The sequence below is a fragment of the Arcicella sp. genome (assembly GCF_964672035.1).
The window spans coordinates 1-25,635 of record NZ_CBABQS010000069.1 but is presented as its reverse complement, the minus strand read 5'-3'; the positions used below and the strand labels follow the sequence as shown (position 1 = coordinate 25,635).

Sequence of the window (25,635 nt, the reverse complement as noted above, 5' to 3'; positions counted from 1 at the left end):
GCATCGTCCGTAAAAGTGCTTAATTCTTCGGTTTCAAAGGCTTTTTTTATCAGCGGAATCTGAAAAGTTTGAGGTGTTTGAATGAGCCTCACCGTTGAACGGTCGACTGCTTGACCATTTACTCTCACTGAATCTTTAGAAGAAACACTCACAATTGCTGTTCCTTTGACGGCAGCAATTTTAAAACTTTCATTAATAATATCCACCGAAACAAAAGGACGTACACCATCATGAATCGCCACAAGTCCTTCATTATCAATTATTTGCAAACCATTTAATCCTGATTGAAATCTGGTTTTGCCGCCTTTCACTAATTGATGCGAAACGGTGGTATATTTTGAACAAAGCGTTTCCCAAAATTCAAATTGCGTTTCAGGAAGCACCAAAATTATTTCTATGTCAGCATCTGCTTCTTTAAATCGTTTCAAAGTGTGCATTAAGATTGGCAATCCTCCCACTTCAATAAATTGTTTGGGAATAACACTTTTCATCCGACTTCCAGAGCCACCTGCAACGATTATTGCATATTTTTTTGTCATATTTTTTTACTGTAATTCGAAATACTATTTCGTACTACCATACTTAATTGCCCACAAGAGCCTCCCATAAAATCTCCACGGGATGTTTGGCTATTCTGCCCGTTCCATCTTTTATTTGGTGTCGGCAACTGGTACCTGGAGCCGCAATAATTACATCCTCCGCTTGTTTTCTAATGGTTGGGAAAAGCACCAATTCACCAATCTGCATGGATATGTCGTAATGTTCTTTTTCATAGCCAAAAGAACCCGCCATTCCACAACAACCCGATGGAATTAATTGCACTTCATAATTCTCGGGCAAAGATAAAATCTTCTTGGTAGGAACCATGGAAGAAAGAGCTTTTTGATGACAATGTCCGTGCAGTTTTATTAATTTTTTCTCCTTCGTAAAAAGGTCTGTGGTAATCATTTTCTTATCGACTTCTTGCGCTAAAAATTCGTCAATCAAGTAACAATTTTCGGCTACTCTTTCCGCATCTGCTTTTAAGTAAAATGGTACTAATTCAAGATATTCATCTCGCAAAGTTAGAATGGCAGATGGCTCAATTCCCAAAATTGGTGAATTATCTTCTAATGCCTCCACAAGCATTCTAACATTCTGAATTGCAATGCGTTTTGCATCTTTTACCAAACCTTTTGAAAGATACGTTCTGCCACTTTCAAGGTGTTTGGGTATATGAACTTCGTAGCCCAAAGCTGTCAACAAATGAATGGCTTTTTGACCAATTTCGACATCATTATAATTGGTAAATTCATCACAAAATAAAAATACCTTTCCTTTCGGGCGACGCTTCCCAAGATTTATACGAGAAAAATGTATGCTATTTTTTTCTCGCTTTTTCTGAATGGTAATTCTATCTTCTTGCCATTTTCTCAGCGTTATATTTCCAAGTGTTGGAATTGACCTTTGAGGCGCAAATCCTAAGATTTTTTTGACAATATTCGAGGTAAAAGTATTCTTTACAAAAAAGTTATAAATTCCTGGAAAATTGGAAGCTATTGCTTGTGACTTCGTAAAATTACCAATCATTTTTGTCCTGAAAGGCACGCCATGTTCATCGTAATAATGCTGAAGAAATTCCGCCTTCATTTTACCCACATCAACTTTTGAAGGACATTCTGATTTGCAACCTTTGCAGGATAAACACAAATCCATCACTTCCTTAATTTCTTCGTGATCAAAACGATTTTCTTTGTCTGAATCCGTTAAAAAACTTCGTAAAATATTAGCTCTTGCCCGAGTGGTATCTTTCTCTAAACGAGTAGCCATATAACTCGGACACATCGTTCCGCCCGTAACTTCTGTTTTCCTGCAATCGCCCGAACCCGAACATTTTTCTGATAATCGAAGAATTCCCTCTTGGTTTGTAAAGTCAAAATAGGTCTCAATTTCTGGAATAATTTTGCCCGCCTCATACCTCAAAAACTCGTTCATTGGCGGTGTATTGATGATTTTATTGGCATTAAAAACATTTTTAGGGTCGAAGATTTGTTTCACTTCTTTCAATAAATCATAAATTTCTGACCCTAAAACATATTCAATAAATTCTCCTCTCAATCGTCCGTCACCGTGTTCTCCACTTAAAGAACCGTTATATTTTTTAACTAATTCGGTTGTTTCTTTCAGAATTGTTCTGAATAATTCCTTGCCTTCAACCGTCTTCAAATTAATCATTGGTTCAACGTGTAATTCGCCCGCTCCTGCGTGGGCATAATACGAAGCATTTGTATCGTGCCTTTTCAAAAGTTCTTGTAAATCAGCAATATAAGCGGGCAAATCTTCGGGAGAAACCGCACAATCTTCAATTAAATTGACGGGTTGGGTATCGCCTTTTAAGTTACGAATTAAGCCCAAACCTGCCTTTCTAACGTCCCAAGCTGGTATTGTATCTTTTCCTCTAACAACGGGATAAGCGTATCCAATTCCTTCTTTTTGCAAATCGGTAATGACTAAATTGATATTTTTATTGAGTTCTTCTTGGGTTTCAGCCATGAATTCTACCATTAAAATGGCAGCGGGATCACCTTCAATAAAAAAGCGATTTTGGTCGTATAAATGATGACCTTTGGTAAAATCTAAGATGTATTTGTCCACCAATTCCGAAGCCATTGGTTTATGACGAAGCACCACCAAATTAGCTTGCAAAGAATCTTGAATGGAATTACAATGAATACAAATTAATGCTATTTCTTTGGGAGGAAGTGGAATCAAATTGAGTTTTGCTTCGGTGATAAATGCCAAAGTCCCTTCCGAACCTGAGAGTAATTTACAGAAATTAAAGTGCTTGTTTGAATATTGGTTGAATAGCTCATTATCGCTCAGCATATCCAACGCATAACCCGTATTCCTGCGAGTGAGGGACTTTTTAGGATATTTTTTCTCAATGGTTTCTTGAATCAGTGGATTATTGAGAATCTTGAAAACTTGTCCGTATAATTTACCTTCTAATGAATCTTGATACGCCTTTTTGAAAAATTCTTCTTTTGAAATATCCGAAAAAATGGTTTCAGAACCATTGCTCAATAAAACTTTGGCGGATAATAAATTACTACGTGTATCTCCCCAAACTATCGAATGCAAACCACAAGAATTATTGCCAATCATACCGCCAATCATGGCTCGGTTGGATGTAGAAGTTTCGGGTCCAAACATTAATCCGTAAGGTTTTAGAATGACATTCAAATCATCCCGAATCACGCCAGGCTGTACCCTAACCCACTTTTCTTCCGCATTAATTTCTAAAACCTTATCAAAATATTTTGAAATATCCACCACAATTCCTTTTCCCACCACTTGTCCTGCCAAGGATGTTCCCGCTGAGCGTGGAATGAGTGTAATCTGATGCTCATTCGCAAACTTTATCAACAACTTTAAATCAGCATTATCCTTAGGAATAGCAACTGCCAAAGGCTTTTCTTGATAAACCGAAGCATCCGTTGAATACAGAATTTTTTGAGCATTGTGGCTCGGAGAATTATCAAAGAAAAGCTCGCCTACAAAAGATTCTTGTAGGATTTTAAAGTCTGTGATGGTTATTTTTGAGGACATATTTCATTTTTTAGCTTTAAGCTATGAGCATTGAGCTATGAAGATTTTCAGTGGTATGTTATTAAAAATTGTAACATCAAGCAGTCAGCTCATTGCTCAAAGTTCAGTGCACAAATTCTACTTGTAAAATTAGGTTATTGCCACTTAAATCAACAATTTATGAAAACTTTATTTCCAATCTTAATGCTATTCTGCCTTTCAGCCCATTGATAAACTCCTTTGGTCATTTCCTTGTTGTGTGTAAAGAATTGATATTCTAAATTTATATTTCAAAAGCTGTAAACTTTGAGCAAAAGAAAACTCAAAACTTAAGTCTAACAGCTAAGTGCTCACGGCTAAAAGCTAAAATAATTATGAAATTTCTTCGACAACTTTTTGAAAGTATCCGTTTTGCTTGGCAAGCCTTGATGAGCAATATCTTGCGGACTACGCTCTCGCTTTTGGGCGTTACGATTGGTATATTTTCAATTGTGGCCGTTTTTACCTTCGTTGATTCCATGAATATGAGTATCAGCAATGAAATTGATTCATTCGGGAAAGGCGTAATTTATGTGGGTAAATGGCCATGGGTTTTTAGTAATAATTTTCCTTGGTGGAAATATATGAATCGTCCGAGCACAAAATATAGTGAATATAAATACTTGGCGGAAAACGTTAGGAATGCCCAAGCAATTTCTATTCTGGATGGCAGAATGACAACCCTCAAAAACGGAAATAATAGTATGGAAACTCGTTTGACGGGCGTGAGTTATGACTATAATAAAATTTCGGAAGTACCCATTGAATATGGACGTTATTTTTTAACCAACGAAACTGATAACGCTGCTTTTGCGGTGATTTTAGGGGCGGAAGTAAAAGAGGCTCTTTTCCCAAATATTGGTGATGCGGTTGGACAAACCATGAAAATTAATGGTATCAAGTTCAAAGTAATTGGCACCATGCACAAGAAAGGAGAAGATTTATTAAGTTTTGGCGGTTCGCCCGACCAAAGAGCGTACATTCCTTATACTTCCTACTCAAGTCTATTTCAGAAAGACGAACCCGAACCAGATATTGCCATGAAGGCTTTTGATTCCGACAAAGGGCAAGAAGTTTTGGAAGGAGAAGTTACTGGCTTGATGCGCAGTAGAAGAGGGTTAAAACCCGTTCAAGAAGACAATTTTTCCATCAATCGTTTAGATGGATTGACGAAATTCTTTGATGGGATATTTTCAAGTTTGAATATTGGCGGAATATTTATTGCGGGATTCTCTTTATTGGTGGGCGGTTTTGGAATTGCCAATATTATGTTTGTATCGGTAAAAGAAAGAACCCATATCATCGGAATTCAGAAATCTTTGGGCGCAAAAAATTATTTTATCTTATTCCAATTCTTGTTTGAAGCGGTATTTTTGAGCTTAATTGGCGGTTTGGTAGGTATATTTTTAGTCTGGCTAATGTCCTTCGGAAATTTTGGTTCACTGAAACTGATTCTTACTTATTCAAATATGATAAAAGGAATTATTACTGCTTCGGTCATCGGAATTATTTCAGGAATTGTTCCTGCATGGTTGGCCGCAAGACTCGACCCCGTGGTGGCTATTCGGTCTAAATAGGGATTGGGGATTATTCAATTAGGGATTGGGTAATTCTGGAAGCCTAATCCCCAATTACCCAATCCCTAATTAACTAAATGTTAATACCCAATCGAAGTATCATCTGCTCGCACATCAGAACCACCTTCATAAGAGCCATCGGGTAAAACCAAAATACAATCCATTCTACCAATCGTATTTTTCTGAGCATCAATTTTATACCCTTTTTCTCTCATTCTTTTCAACGTTGGCTCCGTGAAACCACCTTCTTCAAAAGTAGTACGGTCGGGCAACCATTGATGGTGAAAACGGAAAGCATCCACCGCTTGTTGCATCGTCATTCCATGTTCAACTACATTCAAAAATACTTGAAAAACGGATGTAATAATTGTTGACCCACCAGGTGTTCCTAAAACCATTTTCAATTTACCATTTTCCTCCACAATCGTAGGTGTCATGGATGATAACATTCTTTTGTTGGGAGCGATGGCATTCGCTTCATTGCCAATTAATCCGTAAGAGTTGGGAACGCCAAGTTTGACTGAAAAATCATCCATTTCATCATTCATTAAAAATCCTGCACCATCCACTACCACTTTACTTCCGTACGAATTATTTAAGGTTGTGGTAATTGACACGGCATTCCCTTCTTTATCGACAAAAGATGAGTGCGTAGTTTCGATACTTTCATATCCCGCAATTTTTCCTGCTTTAATATTTTCGCTCAAAGTTGCCTGCGAAAATTGAAAATCCTCCCAACGTTTTTTAAGGAATTCCTGACTTAAAAGTTCTTTTTGTGGCACTTTTACAAAATCTGGATCTCCTAACCAAGTAGAACGGTCGGCAAAAACACGGCGTTCGGCTTCAATCATTACTTGCGTTGTCGAATCGGTATGCCATCCCCATTTTTTAAGCGGATAAGGCTCCACATATTTCAATAATTGTACCAAAGCAATTCCTCCACTTGATGGTGGTGGCATTGAAATAACTTTCAAATTATGGTAATTTTCAATGATCGGTTCACGCCAAGTAGCTTTGTAATTATCTAAATCTTTTTGGGTAATAATCCCCCCTCCTCTTTTCATTTCTTCCAACATCAATCGGGCTGTTTCTCCCTCATAAAATCCTTTTCTGCCTTGTTCTTGAATTCTACGAAGCACTTTGGCCAAATCTTTTTGGATTAACAGTTCGCCCTCTTTCCAAGTAATTGTATCAGGTTTTACAAAATAAGTGTTGTTTGGATTATACTTCACAAATTCAGGCTTTGTTCTATTTAATCCTCGGGCTTCACGCATGGTTAGTTTCACCCCATTTTCAGCTAAATCAATGGCCGGTTGCAAAATTTGTAGCCATGTCAATTTACCAAAACGTTTGTGTGCTTGTTCTAATCCATCCACTGAACCTGGCGTTCCACTGGCGGTGTGTCCGTACCAACTCAATTGACCAGGCTTTACGTCGCCTTTTTCATCCAAATACATATCTCTACTGGCATTTTCTGGTGCTTTTTCACGATAATCAAGCGTATAAGATTTACCATCTTTATCTCGATAAACTAAAAAACCACCTCCACCGATATTTCCAGCCGCAGGATGAACTACCGCCAATGCAAATTGCGTGGCTACGGCCGCATCGATGGCATTACCACCCATTTTTAAAATGTCTACTCCTACTTGTGAGGCAGCGGGATGAGTAGCGGCAATCATGCCATTTTTTCCATAAACGGAAGGCTTTTTACCTGCAAACGGCGAAGCATTTGGGTCTTCATTTGAAAACTGATAAAAACCTAAATTTTCATTTGGTTTATTATTGAAACCTGTTTGAGTGATCTTTTGCGTAGTTTTACAAGAAACAATTGTAAAATATAATCCCAGTGTTAAAAGAGTGGTAATTTTTGGAGATAGTAATTTCATGTGATGAAGTTTTTATTTTGAAATTACAGAATGAAATTCGTTTAAGCAAACAAATCATTTAACAGTAGGCGTAAATTTAGGCTATTGGGGGGTTTAAACTTTTATGAATACCAATCATGTTTTGTATACCTCAAAACACCAAAACGCCTTGAATCACAAAATTCAAATTTCCTTGGATAATTAGATTAAGTGGCTTGTTCATAATTGGGTCAACTTGAATGGTATGACCTGGCTTTATCGTCATTGAATGGTAGTTTTGGGGAAAACAATTACAATCCCAGTTTTCCGTTTTTTGCCATGATCCAGATTGTAAACTTTGGACATTGAAAGTTTGTGCCAATTTAGGTGTTGATACTTTTAAAAAAGAAGGCTGATTGATGGCGTTCATCCAAAGATTTGCCGCAGAAATTAAACCTTGATTTCCAAAGTGTAAACCATCAGGACGTTCACTTGTGGGATTGCCCGCACCGTTATCAATAATCACATCAAGATCTGGACCTGAAAAATTATTGGGTTGCGAAGCCACAAATGCTTGGGTATTTCTTGCATCAAATTTCAAGGGAAATGGCGGTGGATATTGCCCATGATCAAGTAAATAAGAATCTGTGGCAATCATCCAAGCCAAATTTGGAATTTTACTATCTATCCTGCTTTGAGCAATGTATCCTTGCATCCAAAACTGAATATCCGTTTGTGAATCGTTCCTTTCATTGACCCCTTGAAGGCACAAAACTCCCCGAATACCCGTCAGCGGAACGTATAATTGTAGCACGTTTTCTAAATTAATATAAGGCATTTTGATGGCTGATTTTATAAAACCGTGGTCAAAAAGAATACCTTGTGATGCTTTATACCAATGTTCACTTTTTGTTCCACCAAAAGCAGTGCCATATAACATAATTGGTACGTTCAATTTACGACTTAAAGAATCTCCAACAATGCTCCAAAACCATGGGTTTGGACAAAATGGAGCAATTCCAGCCGTTCTGGTTACTTTTGAAAATGCTAAAACGGGTAGAAATTGAGCATCCCCAGTTTGTAAATATTTACACCAAAGTGAATCAGAACTTTTGGCGGGCTGAAAAGGCATTGTACCATTACAACTGGGTTCTTTTCCAACGGCGATGCAGCTCACTCGGTCGTCAGTTGCATCAGGGCCTGTTTGTCCATAAGCACCTCCTTGTGCGTTTGAATGTCCAACATACACGAAAACTTCACCAATTCCAACTCTTTGAACAATCAAAGTATCAATAACAATTACATTATTTTTGATGGCTCGCATTTGTAAATCGTACCATCCACCTTTCACGGAAATTGCCCCAGAAAAGAAATTAACGGGATTTTGTTGAACAACTTGCCAAGGAGTTGCCACAATTGTATCCAAGCGAGCCTGTTCAGTTCGGGGTACTAAACGAGCCTCAATTCTATCATAAGTTGTTTTGATGTGACCCGCAATATTCAAACTCGCTTGGTTAGCGTTATTTCGCTGAATCACTGCCCGAGGCACAGGAAAACTGAGGGAGATTTGTCCCTGCGCTAAGAAAGTGGATATAGACAATAAAAATATCTCAAAAATAATTTTCTGAGAATACAAAAGCTTTGTATAACATTGTTCCTTGAAAAAAAGGAAATAATGCTTCACAATTAGTGACGCAAACACAATAGATTTCATGCAAGAAACTCTTATAGATTATTGTGAAGAACCTGCAAAGAATTGAAATTTATTACCAAGAAGCGATGTCTTTCATAGGATTATCGATTTAACAAAGACAATAAGATGAAGTACCATATCAAAGACACAGCGTGTTTCATAAACCTATTAAAATTAGGCTGAAAATTATTGAAAGTGTTTCGTAAATAAAATCGTAAAAAAGATAAAAGAAGTGTTAAAGAAATGAATACTTGCTATAAATGTGGTTGGTAATATTTACTGCCAATGGGGTAATAACAAACAACGTAAAGCATTTAATTTCGATAAACGACTTAATTCAACTGAACTTAGTTTCAATTTCAATAAATTGAAGCACTCAATTATCAAGTTTAAATATTCATTTTAAACTACACAAAGTTATCAAATTAAAACTTTGGTCTGACGAAGTGGTAAGTATTAATTATATTCGCAAAATATAATTTTGTATTCCTGTGAAAAAATTTACCAATATATATCTTACGCTTTTTTTTCTACTGATTTTACTTCAATCAAGAGGGCAAATTGGGGGAAATAACAGTCTTACCTTCTTAAATATTCCGTCTAACCCAACAATTTCTGCATTGGGAGGAATCAATATTTCAAAATCTCAAAAAGACCCGAACGCTTTTATTCAAAATCCTGCCTTATTAGATACGGCTGATAACAACCTTTTGGGCGTAAATTTTCTTCCCTATTTAGCAGGTGTTAGATATACTTCGGTTGCTTTCGTCAAAACCATTAAAAAACAACCATTCGGACTTGCAATTCAACACATTGACTACGGCGATTTCCAACAGACCGATGCCGCAGGAAATATTTTGGGTAAATTTTCATCAAGCGACAATGCCATTACCCTTTCTTATGCACGCAGACAAGGAAATATCACCTTTGGGGGAAATCTAAAATTTGCAAATTCAGTCATAGAAAGCTATTCCGCTTCAGCCATTCTGCTTGATTTTGGGGGTATTTTTAAACATCCAATTCAAGAGTTGACCATTGGAATTGCCATTAAAAATATTGGCATGAGATTGAAAAATTTTACGCCTTCGGATAATCCCGATTTACCATTGGATGTACAAATGGGCATTACTTTTAAACCAAAATATATGCCCGTTCGTTTCTCTTTAACAGCTCATCATTTATATAAATATGATATTGCATACTTAGATAAAACCATCGTTAAAAAGGATTTAAGTGGTAATATTATCGAAAATAAAATCAACACGATTGATAATTTAGGCCGTCATTTCATCATCAGTGCTGAATTGCTACTGAGTAAAAATTTCAATTTCCTTTTGGGTTATAACCATCTAAGAAACCGTGAATTAAGCCAAGTAAATATAAGTGGATTTTCAGGGTTTTCAGTAGGTTTCTTATTTAAAACAAAATTTATCGACCTCTCTTATTCCTACGCTGGATACAATACAGCAGGAAATTTGAATAGTTTTGGATTAGTTTGTGATTTAGGAAAAATTATCAAGTAAATTTGTTTTTAGCTATTAGCTTTAGGCTTTTAGTGGTGCTTATGTTTCAATAATTATTAAGATGCCAACAACCAATCGTAAACTACCAATTGCTGTAAATTAACCATGACCATCAACTTAGATTCACTTACCCCAAAACAAATTGTCGCTGAACTCGACAAGTATATTATCGGGCAGAATGATGCCAAAAAAAACGTAGCAATCGCCCTTCGAAATCGTTGGAGACGGATGAATGCCCCCGAAGAGATGCAACGTGAAATTACCCCTAATAATATTTTGATGATTGGTTCTACGGGCGTTGGGAAAACCGAAATTGCCCGTCGATTGGCAAAGTTGGCAGATGCTCCATTTACCAAAGTTGAAGCGTCAAAATTTACCGAAGTGGGTTACGTAGGTCGGGATGTCGAATCAATGGTTCGTGATTTGGTAGAATCTTCCGTTCATTTAGTACAGACCAGCAGAAAAGAAGCGGTAAAAGATAAAGCCTTAGAAATAGTTGAAGAAATAATTTTGGAAGCGCTTGTACCTGCCATGGGCAAAACTGGCAAGAAAAAGAAAGGTAAAGAAGTTGATTTTGAACTAAGTGTACCCGAAACAGATGAAGAATTAAATCAAAAAACTCGTGATTTATTTCGTGAAAAATTAAGAAAGGGTGAACTGGAAAATAAAAGAATTGAAATTGATGTTCGTACTTCCAACGGCCCTAATATCGGGGTGATGGGTGGCCCAATTGACGAAATGTCAATGATGAATATTCAAGAAATGATAGGTGGAATGTTGCCAAAACGTGAGAAAAAACGTAAAATGTTTATTGCTGATGCCCGTAAAGTTCTTTTGGAAGAAGAATCTGCCAAATTGATTGACATGGACGAAGTAAAAGAAGAAGCCATCAGAAAAGCAGAAAATTTAGGGATTATTTTTATTGATGAAATTGATAAAATTGCCAATTCAAGAGGCAGTAATGGCGGAGGGGCAGATGTAAGTCGTGAAGGGGTGCAACGTGATTTATTACCCATCGTCGAAGGCTCAAGTGTCAATACAAAATACGGCGTTATCAATACCGACCACATTTTGTTTATTGCAGCAGGAGCTTTTCACGTTTCAAAACCAAGTGATTTAATTCCAGAATTACAAGGCCGTTTCCCGATTAGAGTTGAACTTCAAAGTCTGAGAGAAGAAGATTTTTATCGAATTCTGAAAGAGCCTAAAAGTGCCTTAACAAGACAATACGAAGCATTATTGGCATCAGAAAGCGTAGAATTAAGTTTTGAGGATGAAGCATTAGCAGAAATTGCTCGCATTGCGTTTGCGGTTAATTCTGAAGTTGAAAATATTGGTGCCAGACGTTTACAAACGGTAATGTCACATTTATTGAATGATATTATGTACGATATCCCTGACTTGATTAAACCCGACACGAAGGTGAATATTACGAAAGATTTAGTGATTGAAAGACTTGGGGCAATGGTCAAAAACCGTGATTTGAGCCAGTATATTTTGTAAATATATTTAATAAAAAGGAGTGCCATCAGTTGAAGTGATGGCACTCCTTTTTATTAAAATGTTCCACTTTTATTCTTATCAAAAGCCTTCAAAATATCATCTTTGACCAATCTTTTTGCTTCTTCTTTCGGAATTAATGCGGTAAAATTACCAGTTCTGCCACTTCTTGCCACACCAAAACCGCATCCAATATCTTTCAAAGCACTATTCGCAGGATTTTTGATGGCAATTGAATTTCCTTTTTGAGAGGTTAACCCATAATTTCCTGATAATCCAAAACAATTATCCGCTACCACTGCCGTATTTAGCGGAACAGAAATACCGATAAATCCAGAGGTGCCTTCCTTGACAAAATTAGAATTTGAAATCAAAACCGTTGTGAGTTTTGGGTCATTTATATTGTTACTGAGCAAATAAACAGCGCTATTCGTATTATTTTCAAAAACGCATCCTTCAATCGTCACTTTTTTATTTTCTCCCCATTGCCAATAACCATATTTCATAACTAAAAATGTATTGAAACTCAACAGAACATTATTATTACTGCTAAAATCTGTCACGGCTGTTTCTCCGTTTGAAAACAAACAATGCTCGATTTTGGTGTTGGCAGAAGTAGAATTTGAATAGATAAAAACGCCATTCGTCATATCCGAAAAGGCACAATAGCTCATTTCCAATTTCTCCCCAAAAAAGGCAATTCCATTCCATACCGCTTGACCTGAAGCATTATTTTCAACAAATAATCGTACAATATTTGCGGCAGTTCCTTGAATAATCAACGAGCCTTGCACACTAATTCGGGCTTTATCAGCAATGCTAATCAAAGTACCTTCTTTGATGGTCAATGTCATTCCTTTCGGTACAATTATATTTCCTTTCAATTGCGTAAATCCCTTCCATATTTCATCTTTTGTGAGCGTATATTCCGAAATTCCGATGACCGTTGCGGCTGAACTATTGATTTTTACTGGAATTTTAATGGCATTTTTAACCACATTATCTACCGTTGGAATTAAAGTAATATTTGCTGTATTATCGCCAAAATTTAAGCAAAATGGCTCAATTGAAAATTTTAGACTATCTTTTTTAGAAATTACGCCCGAAGTTCTACTTAATTTCAACCAGCTTTTATCCGAAGAAACCGTCCAAGAAACGTTTCCTTCACCCGCTTTATCAAGGATTAAATTTCCAGTTTTTACTTCAGAAAAAGTTTTAATACTTCCCAAATTAATAGCGGTTGAATCCACTAAAATACGTGTTATTTCGGGGTCTTTTTGTTTACAATTGGCGAGTAATCCACCAATAATTATTAATAAGTAAATATATTTTTTCATGACGTATTTGTTTAGTTTTTAGGAAACAATTAAAAAGTGTAGCACAAAAAAAGAGGCTCATAAAACAATATCTCATTTTATAAACCTCTTAAATGTTATTTTAATCCAAAGATTATTTGCCTCTTTCGTTATAGATATTTTGTAATTTTATTCCTACAAACCCTGCCGCAGCAAATAATAAAATGTAAAATACCCAAGCTAAAACTGTTCCTGACATGACTTTATGGTTTTATTTTTAAAAATCTTACTTCCATTACAAAGATAACAACACTAAATTTAAATCATGGTTGAAATATAAAAAAAATGATGTTTATGAATCCAAATTCATTTTTTGACGATATTTTCAATAATTTTGAGTTTCATTACCTAAAATAAAAACGCAAAAATGATTGCTTTAAATACCGTTTACCGACATAAATTTTCTTTCTCACAAGAAGATGTAATTCTTTTCGCCAAAGTATCTGGTGATAACAATCCTTTACATTTAGATGCAGAATTTGCTGCTACCACGGCCTTCAAACGTCCAATTATTCATGGCGCTTTGGCTTCAAGTGTATTTTCAAAAATTATGGGAACCGAATTTCCTGGCTTTGGTAGCGTTTATATGAAGCAAGTTTCTGAATATAAACGCCCTATGTTTGTCGATACCGAATATGAAGCAGTTTTTACCGTGATGTCTATCAATCCAGAAAAACACGTAGCTGAAGTTTCTACGGAAATATTTGATGTTCAAACCGGCAAAAAAACCACCGAAGGTTTAGCGGTAATTATGAATAAGACCGAATTTTAAGCAGTTTTTCGCAAATAGTCAGTTTTTATGCGTTTTCGGTCAAGGATAGATTTTCGATTTTCAGCCAATTTTGTATCATCAATTTAACAAAAAAGAAAATGAAATCAGAAATCTTAATTCTTGGCTCAACTGGCAGTATTGGATACGCCTTTGCCGAAAACCTTATTGCTAAAAATATTGCCATCACCGTGTTAGTTCGTGATGTAGCCAAAGCAAATAATTTATTCAAATTGAATCCAATCGTTGAAATCATCAAAGGCAACGTGCAGGATTTGGAATTATTAAAGAAAATATCGGCGGATAAAAAATACATTTTTCACGGGATTAATTATCCGTACGATAAATGGTTTGGCAATATGGATACGGCAACAATAAAAGTAATTGAAGCTGCTTCGCAACAAAAAGCCATGATAATTTTTCCGGGCAATGTGTATAATTATGGCAATTTACCCATCATTAAAGAAGATTCTCCCCAAAATCCTTGTACTCGCAAAGGTGGATTACGAGTTGAATTAGAAAAAATGCTATCAAGCGCAGCTGAAGCAGGAAAGTGTAAAGTTTTGAACGTTTGTTTACCCGATTTTTGGGGGCCAAATGTGCTAAACGAAGGTGTTAAGCCTGTTTTCATGAATGCGTTAAATGGAAAAGCATTGCCATACATGATTACGGCTGATATTCCTCACCAAAATGTTTTTACGAAAGATGCCGCTGAAATTATGGTTCGCTTGATGCAAAAAGGTTTAGAAAAGCCTTATGAATATTATAACTATGGTGGTTATATCCAACCTACAATGAAAGGATTTCTTAATCAAATTTCAAGAATAGCCAACGCTCCAGAGAAAATTACGTTGCATCCAAAATGGTTATTTAGTGTTTTAGGAATTTTTATGCCCGTAATGAAGGAAGTAAAAGAGATGCTATATTTATTTGAAGGAACGGTGATTTTGGATGATACCAAAGTCAGAAAGATGTTTCCAGATTTTAAGGAAACTCCACTGAATGAAGCAATTACAGAAACATTGGAATGGTTTAAACAAAATCAACAATAAGCGATGAAAACAATAATCAAACTCGAAGAATTGGCAGAATTTGTATTGGGAATACTTATTTTTAGCCGTTTAGATTTTACTTGGTGGTACTTTCCTTTGTTGATTTTTACGCCAGATTTGGGAATCTTAGGCTATTTAATTAATCCAAAAATTGGCGCATGGATGTATAATTTAGTTCATCATAAAGCACTTGCCGTTCTGATTTTAATCTTGGGATATTACCAACAAAATCAACTTATTTTGTTGACAGGAACTATTCTTTTTGCTCATTCTGCCTTTGATAGACTCAATGGTTATGGACTAAAATATGAAGATAGTTTTCAGCATACACATTTAGGGAAAATTGGTAAGGAGAAAGTTTAGGCAACCATTAAATGACTTTTCCGATAGAAAGTTGGTGTATTTCCCGTCCATTTTTTGAAAGAACGAAAGAAAACACTGGGTTCTGAATAACCCAAAAGATAGGCAATATCGGTGGTACTAAGTTTATCTTCTTTTAAATGTTTTGTGGCTAAATTTTTACGAATTTCTTCGAGGAGTTGCTGAAAAGTAACTCCTTCTTCTTTGAGTTTTAATTGAATAGAACGCACGCCAATACCCAATTTTTTGGCAATATTTGAAAGTGATGGCTCCTCTCCTTTCAATTCTTGAACAATTTCTTTTTTGATTTTTTCAGCAATGGAAGTATTTGATTTTAAGCTATTTAGAATGTCTTGAGCATGAATTTCAAATAAAGAAAATAGATTTGGATTAGCATTCAAAATGGGTGTTTCTAAGTATTTTTTATCGAAAACCATTCCTGTAAAACCACTACCAAATACCACATTTTCGGTTTGAAAAATACGTTTATATTCCTCCATATCAGCGTATTGGGCATAATTAAAATGAATGGATTTCAAAGGCAAAAATGCCCCAATCATGTCTTTTGTGGCAGCATAATAAATAGATAATTCTGATTCAAAAGCGTATTGAGGGTAAATGATATCGTCACAAATTTGAGTCAAATTCAAATAAACTAAATCGTCAATTATGGTTAGCGTGGTTTTTGAACCGTCACAAACAATATCTTGATATTGACAAAGTTTCTCCAAAGCTTTTCCGAAGGTGGGACAGTGCATCATCACATAGGCCAAAATTCCCACGCCAATCGTATTAATTGACTCACCAAGATGCAAAGCTAAATGTTCATCGCCCGTCATTTCAACGGCTTCTTTCCAAAGTTTTTGTACTTGTGAAATTGGCAAGCGACCATCAGGGTTTTGAAGGATATCAGCCATCAAACCCAGTTTTTGGCACAATAAATTATAATCAGCTCCTCTTTCATGAGCAGTGAATAAGATTAAATTGAAGGAAGAAACGGAGAGGGTTTTGGTCATTTTGGGTAATCTTAAAATGTATAGAAGGTTGTCATTGCGAACGTAGTGAAGCAATCTGTTGGATTGATGAAAAAATATTTGAATTTCTTTAAAAAAGAGCCTAAAGTTTATTTCCCGTAAGCTAACAGATTGCTTCACTGCGTTCGCAATGACAGAGTTCCCTTACTTAATATACCGCCAATCTTCATTGCCTTTCAAAGCCAGTAAAGTACTATAAATCAAGTCAATAACTTTCTGAACGTCATCTTTATGGACAGTTTCAACGGTGGTGTGCATATATTTCAAAGGTAACGAAATCAATGCCGATGCTACGCCTTCGGTTGCATACGCAAAAGCGTCCGTGTCCGTTCCCGTTGAGCGAGAAACCGCTTGACGTTGAATGGCAATATCTTTTGCAGTAGCCACATCAAGAATAAAATCACGAACATTATTTTGTACGGCAGGGCCATAACAAATCACTGGACCATGACCACATTTTAAATCACCTTGTTCTTTTTTGTTATACATCGGCGACTGTGTGTCGTGCGTAACATCCGTAACAATGGCAAGGTCTGGCTTTAAGCGTTTGACTATCATTTCAGCCCCACGCAAACCAATTTCTTCTTGAACAGCATTGACCACATAAAGCGTAAAAGGTAATGTAACGCCATTTTCTTTTAACATTCTTGCCACCTCCGCAATCATGTAACCGCCCATTCTATTATCTAAAGCACGACCAACATAAAATTTATCGTTCAATTCCATCAAACCGTCCACAAAAGTTACAACCGTTCCCACATGAACGCCCATTTCCTCTACTTCTTTTTTGTTGGCAGCCCCCAAATCAATAAAAATATCATTGACAGATGGCGCTTTGTCTTTAGAAGTATCTCTAACGTGAATAGCAGGATAGCCAAAAATACCACTTACAATCCCTTTTTTTGTGTGCAAGTTACAACGCATCGAAGGGGCAATCACGGCATCAGAACCACCATTTCTACGAACGAAAATGTAGCCGTTATCATCAATATAATTAACAAACCAAGAAATTTCATCGGCATGGGCTTCGATAACTACTTTATAATCGCTACTTCCGTTGATAACTCCCACGGCAGTTCCATAAGTATCAATAATGGTTTCGTCGATGTAAGGTTTTATATAATCTAACCAAATTTGTTGTCCAGAGGCTTCAAAACCCGTTGGTGAAGCATTATTTAGATATTCGTAAAGGAATTTTTTACTGTTTTCGTTCATGTTGTTTATAAGTTGTATTAAAGCGGAATATTACCGTGCTTTTTTCTCGGTAAATTTACCACTTTATTCTCTAACATCTTAAAGGCTCTGATAAGTTTCTGGCGAGTGTTCGAAGGTTGAATTACTTCATCAATGTAGCCTCTGTGCGCTGCACGATATGGATTTGCAAATTTTTCGGTGTATTCATCCACTTTTTCTTGCAGTTTTTCTACAGGATTTTCTGCCGAAGCAATTTCTCTTTTGAAAATAATTTCTGCCGCTCCTTTTGCCCCCATCACCGCAATTTCTGCCGATGTCCAAGCGTAATTCATGTCGGCTCCAATGTGTTTGGAATTCATTACGTCGTATGCACCACCGTAGGCTTTACGAGTAATTACCGTAATTCTTGGAACGGTTGCTTCACAAAAAGCGTACAATAATTTTGCTCCATGCGTAATGATTCCGCCCCATTCTTGATTAGTGCCTGGCATAAAACCTGGAACGTCCTCCAAAACCAATAGTGGCACATTGAAACAATCGCAAAAACGAACAAAACGGGCCGCTTTTTGACTGGCTTGAATATCCAAAACACCCGCCATTACAGCCGGTTGATTAGCGACAATTCCGATGCTACGACCGCCCAAACGAGCGAATCCTACCACAATATTCTCCGCATAATTTTTATGAACTTCAAAGAAAGAATCGGCATCGGTAAGAATGTCGATAACCTCTTTCATATCATAAGGCTGATTGGGATTTTCAGGAATGATGGTATCCAAACTTTCTCTGATTTCGTTGCTTGGTTCGTAGGGTAAAAAAGGTGGTTGGTCTTCACAATTTTGTGGAATGTACGATAATAATTTTTTGATGTCATTGATGCAAGTAACTTCGTTGGCACACGAAAAATGCGTTACGCCCGACTTGGTTGAATGCGTAGAAGCACCGCCCAATTCTTCGGAAGTTACCACTTCGTGCGTTACGGTTTTAACCACATTTGGCCCCGTTACGAACATATACGAAGTGTTTTCAACCATCATAATAAAGTCGGTAATGGCTGGCGAATATACCGCTCCACCCGCACAAGGTCCCATGATGGCAGATATTTGAGGAATTACGCCCGATGCCAAGGTATTTTTATAGAAGATATCAGCATAACCTGCCAGGGACGTTACGCCCTCTTGGATTCTTGCTCCGCCCGAGTCGTTCAGACCGATTAATGGAGCGCCATTTTTCATGGCCAAATCCATTATTTTGCAGATTTTCTCGGCGTGCGTTTCGGATAATGCTCCACCAAAAACGGTAAAATCTTGGGCAAAAACGTAGATAATTCTACCATTAACCGTCCCGTAGCCCGTTACGACTCCATCGCCCAAATAATATTCTTTATCCAAACCAAAATCTTTGCAACGGTGCATCACAAATTTGCCAATTTCTTCAAAACTGCCTTCATCCAACAATAGCGTTACTCTTTCACGGGCGGTTAATTTACCCTTTTTATGTTGAGCCGCAATTCTGATTTCTCCTCCGCCAAGCAACGCTTCGGCATTTTTCTTTTCTAAAATATTGAATTTATCTTGGTTGGTTTTTACGTTCATGGTTTTGTTTTTATTGATGAATCAAAGATATGGGTTGAGGGGAGTTTGTTGTGTTAAAATGGTATAGATGTTTGTTTTATCTGATAAAGAAAACCCAAATAACAAATGCAGGAATACCAACTGCAATTACACTCATTTGTGCATTCAGCATAAAATTATTATCAAGGAAAAAGTCTTCAAATGTTTTTTTACCATTAATGCTTTCCCATCTAACAAAAGCACCTTCTATTCTTGAAAATACAATACCTTATATCCCTAAGAACTTTGTAAAATATTCTGCATTGTTTACTTGCGGAAAATAAAAATACAGAAAAAACAGAATCAGATTTACGAGCAATAGACTAACTAAGATGATTTTGTAGTTTTTATGAATCATTTTTGATTTAGTTTACTTTCATTATTTTTTATCGTTCGTCCAACCGACCTTTCGTATTTACGAATCAGATTTTGATTCCCCTCAATACCAACAAAAATACCTACATTCTCCTTAAAAACCAACAAAGCCAAGTTTGCCTATTTTGTGTAGGTAAACTTGGCTTTGTTAATGATTTAATTATTCGATTTTAGAGACTTTTCTAATTAGTCATAAATATCTTTTCTATGGCTAAGTTTGATAACGTCAATGATAAGTTCATCATCAAAAACTTCATAAATCACACGATAATCACCAATTCTAATTCGATAACCATCTCTATTTTTCAAGTTTTTATAACCAATTGGTCGAGGATTTTCGGCTAAATCATTAATAGCTTCAAGAATTGGTTCGGCAATATTATCAGGAAGTTTATCTAATTATTTTTCTACCTTTTTAGTTAATAGGACGGTATAATTAGACATTTTTCAATTCACGTTTTTTTAAATAATCACTCAATAATACCCGTTTCCCATCATCAGTTCTTTTGAATTCATCATAAGCCTGAATATCATCTAATTCTTCAAGGGCATCAATCATTGAATCAAATTCTTTTGACGAAAGCACAACCAATTTACTTCCAGAAGTATCAGTAATATATTGAGGATGTACAATAACCATCGTTTTATTATTTTAAATTGTTTTACAAATTTATGATATTTCTTACACCTTCAGCAAATAATCCGTCAATTTTCCTTCCAAATCATTCACCGACATATTTCTAAAAATACCGCCGTGATTAATAAATGATATTTCTCCTTTTTCTTCCGAAACCACGATAATTGCGGCATCGGTTTGTTCGCTCATGCCAAAAGCCGCCCGGTGTCTGAAACCCAAAGTAGGAGAAATGGTACCACTTTCAGAAACGGGCAACATACATCTGGCCGCCGCCAAACGTCCTTCTCGGATAATTACAGCGCCATCATGGAGAGGACTATTTTTATGAAAAATGCTCAATAGAAGTCGTTTAGAAACTTCTGAATCAATTACATCGCCCGATTCGATATATTTTTTCAAATCATCTTCTCGCTCAATCACAATCAAAGCTCCCGTGTTGGTGGTAGCCATGTTTTTGGTAGCTTCAATGATGGATTGAAGAGAAGTAATATTTTCTTTAGTCGTTTTTGGGGTATAAAATTTCTTCAAAAAAGTATTTTCACGAATGGATGTCGAACGACCTAACATCATCAAAAAACGCCTAATTTCTTGTTGAAAAATTATTAATAATGCCAATACCCCCACGTTCATAAACTGCCCCAAAATAGCGGATAACAATTCCATTCCCAAGGCTTTGGCCACTAAATAAACCACGTAAATAAGGATATAGCCAAAGAAAACTTTATTGGCAATACTCCCCTGAATCAGTTTATAAACCTGATAAAGCAAGAATGCTACGAGTAAAATATCTAAAATATCAATCCAATCAATGGTTAAAAATCCTATTTGCATGGTTATAACTTTAAGTTTTAAGCAATGAGCTTTGAGTTCGTTGTGTATGTTTTAGGTCAATGCGACTTAGTCAAAAAAGTCAAATAAATTCAGACTGAAATTCCTAACACTATATTTCCATCTAAGCATATTTTTTTAAAATATTCGGTTTTAGAAGGTTCACACACACCTGGAAAATCGCCTTTCTTTCCCAACATATCCGTAATTACTTGAAAATGAAGGTGTGGCGACCAATTTCCATTGATAGGATAATTACCAAATTCGGCAATTTTATCGCCCGTTTCAATGTTTTTTCCTTCGTAAATGCCTTCAAGACATTCCAAATTTAGATGTCCGTAAAGCGTATAAAATGTATTTCCCTCTAAAATATGTTCCAAAATAATCGTTGGACCATAATCTCCAATATTGTCATTATTGGCAAAACTATGAACTTTCCCTTGCATAGGTGCATAAACGGGCGTACCTGCTTTTGTCCAAATATCCACGCCCAAATGAATGGAACGAGGTTCGGCAGATTGTTGAAAATGCTTGGTAGTTCGATAAATATAACGATTTTCCCGGTAACCACCAACCGCACAGACGGCATTAGCTTCTTTAATTTTCCGAGAAACGTATTCATCCATTACCTCAACATTCAATAAATCTAATGAGTGAAGGTCAGTATTATTTTCGGTTAAGTCAATATGAAGAATCGTATCTTTCTGAAAATTAAAAGGGACAATTGGGTGGAATTTGTGGGTTCTGAGATTCATCTATTTCTTATGAGAAAAATTGTAGCACAAGCTTTAGCCTGTATGGAAATTAAGTATAAAACAGTCTAACATTATGCCCAAACCTGCGTTCCTTCCGTGCAGTTTTTACACATTTCAATTTCTGAACGAGAACGTATAAGTATTTTTCTAAATTTTCGGTAACTTTCTCCAAACCATAAGTCTTTGAAAGTCTGAGTTTTCATATCGCCTAAACGATAATGAGCGTCTTTATCGAAACAACATGGCACCACCAAACCGTCCCACGTAATCACGCATGAATGCCACATTTTCCAACAATGATTCACCAAATTATTCTTGATTTTATAACTTCCATCCCGTTGTTTTGTGTAACGTGAATATTCATCAATTGTGGGAATCAAAGCAGAACCTTGCTTATAATCATAAATTTGAGCCGTTTTTAACCCAACTTCATCAACGCCCAATTCTCTGGCCAATTCATGCACCTCCGCAATTTGATGTTGATTCGGTTTTACCACTAAAAACTGAAAAACAATGTGCGGCGTAGCTGATTTTAACTCATTTTTCCACTTCACAATGTTGCGAGTTCCTTCGATTACTTTTTCTAATTTACCCCCAACCCTATATTGTTCGTACGTTTCTTGGGTTGTTCCGTCAATGGAAATTATCAGTCTATCTAAGCCTGATTCTACGGTTTTTTTGGCGTTATCATCCGTCAAATAATGTGCATTCGTGGAGGTTGCGGTGTACATTTTTTTTTTAGCTGCGTAACCCACTAAATCCAAAAATTGCGGGTGTAAATAAGGTTCGCCTTGAAAATAGAAAATTAAATAAAGCAAAGTATCTGCTAATTCATCAATGGTTCGTTTGAATAAATCACCTTCTAACATACCCGTCGGACGAGTGAAAGAACGCAACCCACTCGGGCATTCGGGACACCGAAGATTGCAAGAAGTGGTGGGTTCAAAGGAAATACTAAAAGGCAAACCCCATTGGGTTGGTTTATTGGTTATTTTGGCATTATAAAAACCAGAAACTACCTTCAAGCCATTCCAAATACGTTTTGGGGTTAGTTTAGAGGCAAAGTTTAGACCATCTTTAATGTTTCCGTTCATGTAAATTGTTTTCAAAATATACCTGCAAGATACCTTTAAACGCTTGAAAAGGCAAATTTGAAAAGTATTGGCTTATTAAATTTATAATTTTATAAGCCCTATAAAAATCATTACAGGGTACTACAAACATTTCAAGAAAAAATAGTAAATTTCAGTTGAATGTTATCGCCAAGTAACTTAGAAAGGAAGTATTTTTTAAATCTTTCGAGCCTTCGTGACTTAGTGGCAAATTAAAAACAGTACCTTATTACTCAAAAATCACAGACTCATGAACAATACCAGAAGAGATTTTATTAGAAAAATAAGTAGCACATCGGCTTTAATTGTCGGTGGCATGGCAATTACTGATGCTTATGGAAAAACAATTATGTTAAAATCAGAAGCCAAAATTTCGGCCAATGACAAAATCAGAATTGCCCTGATTGGTTCGGGAATTATTGGTCATTATGATACCGAAACTGCCCTCAAAGTGCCTGGCATTGAGTTAGTTGCCGTTTGTGATTTATATACGGGACGATTGGAGAGAGCCAAAGAGAAATGGGGAAAAGACCTTTTTACCACTCGTGATTACCGTGAAATACTAAACCGTAGCGATGTTGATGCCGTGTTGGTTTGTACTTCCGACCACTGGCACGACCATATTTCAATTGATGCCATGAAAGCTGGAAAGCACGTATATTGCGAAAAACCAATGGTTCACCACATCCAAGAAGGGCAGGCTGTCATTGATACCCAAAAGAAAACAGGAAAGGTTTTTCAAGTAGGTTCGCAAGTAGCGAGTTCCGTTTTGACCGCCGAGGCAAAAAAGATTTATGAATCTGGCGTGATAGGAGAATTATGCTACGTAGAGGCCACTAACGACCGCAGTTCTGCCAACGGTGCTTGGCAATATACCATTCCAACGGATGCCAATACGCAAACCGTTGATTGGGATACTTACGTAGGCGATGCACCAAAAGTGCCATTTGAAGCCAAAAGATTTTTCCGTTGGAGAAATTATAAAGACTACGGAACGGGTGTTGCAGGCGATTTATTTGTGCATCTTTTAACCAATTTACACACCATCACCAGCTCAATTGGGCCCAATAAAATTTTTGCTCTGGGCGAATTAAATTACTGGAAAGATGGACGAGATGCATACGATTTAGTAACTTCTTTGATGCAATATCCAGAAAGAAAAGAACATCCAGCTTTTCAGTTTTATACCCGTGTAAATTTGGCCGATGGCGGCACGGCTGGCTCTCCCGCAAAATTAGTGGGTACGGAAGGAATCATCGAACTGGGATACGGAAGCATGAAAGTAAAAAGTTTTAAACGCCCAAAAGCACCCGAATTTGGAGGGTATGATTCGGTCAATACTTTCTCGCAAGTACAGCAAGAAGAATCAACGAAAGCCTATAAAGCCTTGTTCTCGGATGATGACAAAAAATGGAATTATGCTAAGGAAATAACTTTCAAAGTTCCTGAAGGATACGACGAAAGATTAGACCATTTTATCAATTTCTTTGAGTCAATTCGCACGGGGAAAAAAGTGCATGAAGATGCAACTTTTGGCTTACGTGCAGCGGCTCCAGCCTTAGCGTGTAACATGAGTGCAGCATTGGGTAAGCCTGTGATATGGGATGCGGAGAAAATGAAAGTGGTATAATCTAAAATCCCATGATAAACAAAGATTTGCCAGTTGCGAAACATTGTAACGTTTCGCAATTGGCAAATCTTAATGTTATCGCTTTCGACAATTGGCTTGTCAGCTATTGGCTTTAAAATCAGTATATTGACTGATTAGAAGTGTCGATTATAAAATATTAGCTACTTTTTAATTTGTTTAGTTCACTATCCCAGCTGTGGTTGCCTCTGGAACTTCAATTAATTCCCCTGATTTTACGTCATATATGTAGCCATATACGGGAATATTCTTGGATACTAATGGATGATTTTTAATCCGTTTAACATCTTCAGTAACACTTTCAGCTAAGTTTTTAAAGGTTAAAAACGACACAAATTTAGCTTCATCAGAACCTCCTTCCTCTTCTACATTTCGCCATCCATTTTCATCCACAGATGCAGTAGAAAGACTTTTTGAGAGTAAATCTCGCATTATTTCATCACTAAAAAGCGCCATCCCACAGTCAGTATGATGGATTACAAACCACTCTTTTGTTCCCAATAATTTATGAGAAATTATCAATGAACGAATGGCATCATCACTCGCCCGACCTCCTGCATTACGGATTACATGAGCATCACCTTCAGATAAACCTGCATATTTTGCGGGGTCAAGCCGTGCATCCATGCAAGTTAGGATGGCAAATTGACGAGCGGGAGGAAGCGATAATGTTCCTCTTTCACCAAAGTTATTTGCGTAATTTTTATTGGCAGTCAATACTTCAGTGAGTACTTTACTTCTGCTTGATTGATTTGACATTTTGTTATTTTTTAATATTGAAATAAAAATAATTCAGTTGGTTTTTGGATTGAGAATAGTGTCATGGCTGGTAGAATTGCACCAACACAAGACATTTTACCAACACTAACCTAACCACACATACAAGAAACCATTTTAATAGGTTAATGTTGGATAAAATTGTTCAATAAGTCTTGCCCTTCTTCCCAATTTCCTAAATTTGATGTGGCGTTAATGTGTCCTTTTTTGCCAATATTAACAAATTCACTTCCCCACGCAAAAGCAAATTCATTAGCTCTTTCGATACTCGAATATTGGTCGGTTGTACTGGCAATTACCACCCCTTTAAAGGGTAATTTGAACTTAGGAATCGGATTAAAACCTTCAGTAAAACTTAATCGTCTTGAATTTTCAACATC

At 36.5% G+C, this 25,635-nt stretch carries 21 protein-coding genes and 1 pseudogene; 7 read left to right on the top strand and 15 right to left on the bottom strand.

All coding sequences use genetic code 11. The features are described from left to right. The coding region (locus tag AC1W31_RS16115) for a 2-C-methyl-D-erythritol 4-phosphate cytidylyltransferase (RefSeq protein WP_481735511.1) at positions 1–539 on the bottom strand (539 nt) is incomplete at its 3' end. A 43-nt stretch (positions 540–582) separates the two neighbouring features. After that, the gene (locus tag AC1W31_RS16110; RefSeq protein ID WP_481735510.1) at positions 583–3,588 is read right to left on the bottom strand and encodes an FAD-binding and (Fe-S)-binding domain-containing protein; all 3,006 of its coding nucleotides are present in this window, start codon (positions 3,586–3,588) and stop codon (positions 583–585) included. Between the two features lie 353 nt (positions 3,589–3,941). Between AC1W31_RS16110 and AC1W31_RS16105 the strand changes: the two genes are divergently transcribed. Continuing rightward, entirely contained in the window at positions 3,942–5,183 is a 1,242-nt protein-coding gene (locus AC1W31_RS16105; RefSeq protein ID WP_481735509.1) for an ABC transporter permease, read from the top strand. A gap of 80 nt (positions 5,184–5,263) precedes the next feature. On the opposite strand, the gene ggt is transcribed toward AC1W31_RS16105, so the two are convergent. Together ggt and AC1W31_RS16095 are read right to left on the bottom strand one after the other, a co-directional pair. Continuing rightward, positions 5,264–7,072 carry a gamma-glutamyltransferase gene (ggt, locus tag AC1W31_RS16100; RefSeq protein ID WP_481735508.1) on the bottom strand — a complete coding sequence of 603 codons (1,809 nt, stop codon included), beginning with the start codon at positions 7,070–7,072 and terminating at the stop codon, positions 5,264–5,266. A gap of 130 nt (positions 7,073–7,202) precedes the next feature. After that, positions 7,203–8,744, bottom strand: a complete 1,542-nt coding sequence (locus AC1W31_RS16095; RefSeq protein WP_481735507.1) for a hypothetical protein — start codon at positions 8,742–8,744, stop codon at positions 7,203–7,205. A 470-nt stretch (positions 8,745–9,214) separates the two neighbouring features. Between AC1W31_RS16095 and porQ the strand changes: the two genes are divergently transcribed. Together porQ and hslU are read left to right on the top strand one after the other, a co-directional pair. Continuing rightward, the gene (porQ, locus tag AC1W31_RS16090) at positions 9,215–10,246 is read left to right on the top strand and encodes a type IX secretion system protein PorQ (protein ID WP_481735506.1); all 1,032 of its coding nucleotides are present in this window, start codon (positions 9,215–9,217) and stop codon (positions 10,244–10,246) included. 105 nt (positions 10,247–10,351) lie between these two features. Continuing rightward, positions 10,352–11,749: an ATP-dependent protease ATPase subunit HslU gene (gene hslU, locus AC1W31_RS16085; RefSeq protein WP_481735505.1), complete on the top strand. Its 1,398-nt coding sequence runs from the start codon at positions 10,352–10,354 to the stop codon at positions 11,747–11,749. Between the two features lie 53 nt (positions 11,750–11,802). Here the strand turns inward: hslU and AC1W31_RS16080 are convergent, their stop codons facing one another. Beyond that, positions 11,803–13,083: a right-handed parallel beta-helix repeat-containing protein gene (locus tag AC1W31_RS16080; RefSeq protein WP_481735504.1), complete on the bottom strand. Its 1,281-nt coding sequence runs from the start codon at positions 13,081–13,083 to the stop codon at positions 11,803–11,805. 385 nt (positions 13,084–13,468) lie between these two features. On the opposite strand from AC1W31_RS16080, the gene AC1W31_RS16075 reads away from it, so the two are divergent. From AC1W31_RS16075 to AC1W31_RS16065, 3 genes are all read left to right on the top strand, one after another. Further along, a complete protein-coding gene (locus AC1W31_RS16075; RefSeq protein ID WP_481735503.1) occupies positions 13,469–13,873 on the top strand; it encodes a MaoC family dehydratase in 405 nt (134 codons plus the stop codon). Between the two features lie 98 nt (positions 13,874–13,971). After that, positions 13,972–14,922 carry an NAD-dependent epimerase/dehydratase family protein gene (locus AC1W31_RS16070; RefSeq protein WP_481735502.1) on the top strand — a complete coding sequence of 317 codons (951 nt, stop codon included), beginning with the start codon at positions 13,972–13,974 and terminating at the stop codon, positions 14,920–14,922. A gap of 3 nt (positions 14,923–14,925) precedes the next feature. Further along, the gene (locus tag AC1W31_RS16065; protein ID WP_481735501.1) at positions 14,926–15,285 is read left to right on the top strand and encodes a DUF4260 domain-containing protein; all 360 of its coding nucleotides are present in this window, start codon (positions 14,926–14,928) and stop codon (positions 15,283–15,285) included. Here AC1W31_RS16065 and AC1W31_RS16060 read toward each other — a convergent pair. The 8 genes and pseudogenes from AC1W31_RS16060 to AC1W31_RS16025 all read right to left on the bottom strand — a co-directional run bounded on the left by AC1W31_RS16060 (position 15,282) and on the right by AC1W31_RS16025 (position 22,812). Next, positions 15,282–16,298 (bottom strand): AraC family transcriptional regulator, encoded by a 1,017-nt coding sequence (locus AC1W31_RS16060; RefSeq protein WP_481735500.1) that lies wholly within the window; start codon positions 16,296–16,298, stop codon positions 15,282–15,284. The genes AC1W31_RS16065 and AC1W31_RS16060 overlap by 4 nt on opposite strands. Positions 16,299–16,460: 162 nt before the next feature. After that, positions 16,461–17,531 (bottom strand): M42 family metallopeptidase, encoded by a 1,071-nt coding sequence (locus tag AC1W31_RS16055; RefSeq protein WP_481735499.1) that lies wholly within the window; start codon positions 17,529–17,531, stop codon positions 16,461–16,463. Between the two features lie 17 nt (positions 17,532–17,548). Next, positions 17,549–19,105 carry an acyl-CoA carboxylase subunit beta gene (locus AC1W31_RS16050; RefSeq protein WP_481735498.1) on the bottom strand — a complete coding sequence of 519 codons (1,557 nt, stop codon included), beginning with the start codon at positions 19,103–19,105 and terminating at the stop codon, positions 17,549–17,551. A gap of 579 nt (positions 19,106–19,684) precedes the next feature. Beyond that, a pseudogene (locus AC1W31_RS16045) lies at positions 19,685–19,882 on the bottom strand (type II toxin-antitoxin system RelE family toxin); the annotation flags it as partial. Positions 19,883–19,934: 52 nt separating this feature from the next. Then, complete coding sequence (locus tag AC1W31_RS16040; RefSeq protein WP_481735497.1) at positions 19,935–20,138, bottom strand: hypothetical protein; 204 nt, start codon at positions 20,136–20,138, stop codon at positions 19,935–19,937. A 42-nt stretch (positions 20,139–20,180) separates the two neighbouring features. After that, entirely contained in the window at positions 20,181–20,966 is a 786-nt protein-coding gene (cdaA, locus tag AC1W31_RS16035; protein WP_481735496.1) for a diadenylate cyclase CdaA, read from the bottom strand. A gap of 89 nt (positions 20,967–21,055) precedes the next feature. Continuing rightward, positions 21,056–21,718 (bottom strand): peptidoglycan DD-metalloendopeptidase family protein, encoded by a 663-nt coding sequence (locus tag AC1W31_RS16030; protein WP_481735495.1) that lies wholly within the window; start codon positions 21,716–21,718, stop codon positions 21,056–21,058. A gap of 71 nt (positions 21,719–21,789) precedes the next feature. After that, positions 21,790–22,812 (bottom strand): SPASM domain-containing protein, encoded by a 1,023-nt coding sequence (locus AC1W31_RS16025; protein WP_481735494.1) that lies wholly within the window; start codon positions 22,810–22,812, stop codon positions 21,790–21,792. 268 nt (positions 22,813–23,080) lie between these two features. Between AC1W31_RS16025 and AC1W31_RS16020 the strand changes: the two genes are divergently transcribed. Beyond that, positions 23,081–24,460, top strand: coding sequence for a Gfo/Idh/MocA family protein (locus tag AC1W31_RS16020; protein ID WP_481735493.1), 1,380 nt, complete (start codon positions 23,081–23,083; stop codon positions 24,458–24,460). 177 nt (positions 24,461–24,637) lie between these two features. Here the strand turns inward: AC1W31_RS16020 and AC1W31_RS16015 are convergent, their stop codons facing one another. Together AC1W31_RS16015 and AC1W31_RS16010 are read right to left on the bottom strand one after the other, a co-directional pair. After that, entirely contained in the window at positions 24,638–25,237 is a 600-nt protein-coding gene (locus tag AC1W31_RS16015) for a beta-class carbonic anhydrase (protein WP_481735492.1), read from the bottom strand. A gap of 143 nt (positions 25,238–25,380) precedes the next feature. Further along, on the bottom strand, positions 25,381–25,635 hold a 255-nt coding region (locus AC1W31_RS16010; RefSeq protein ID WP_481735491.1), incomplete at its 5' end, for an RBBP9/YdeN family alpha/beta hydrolase.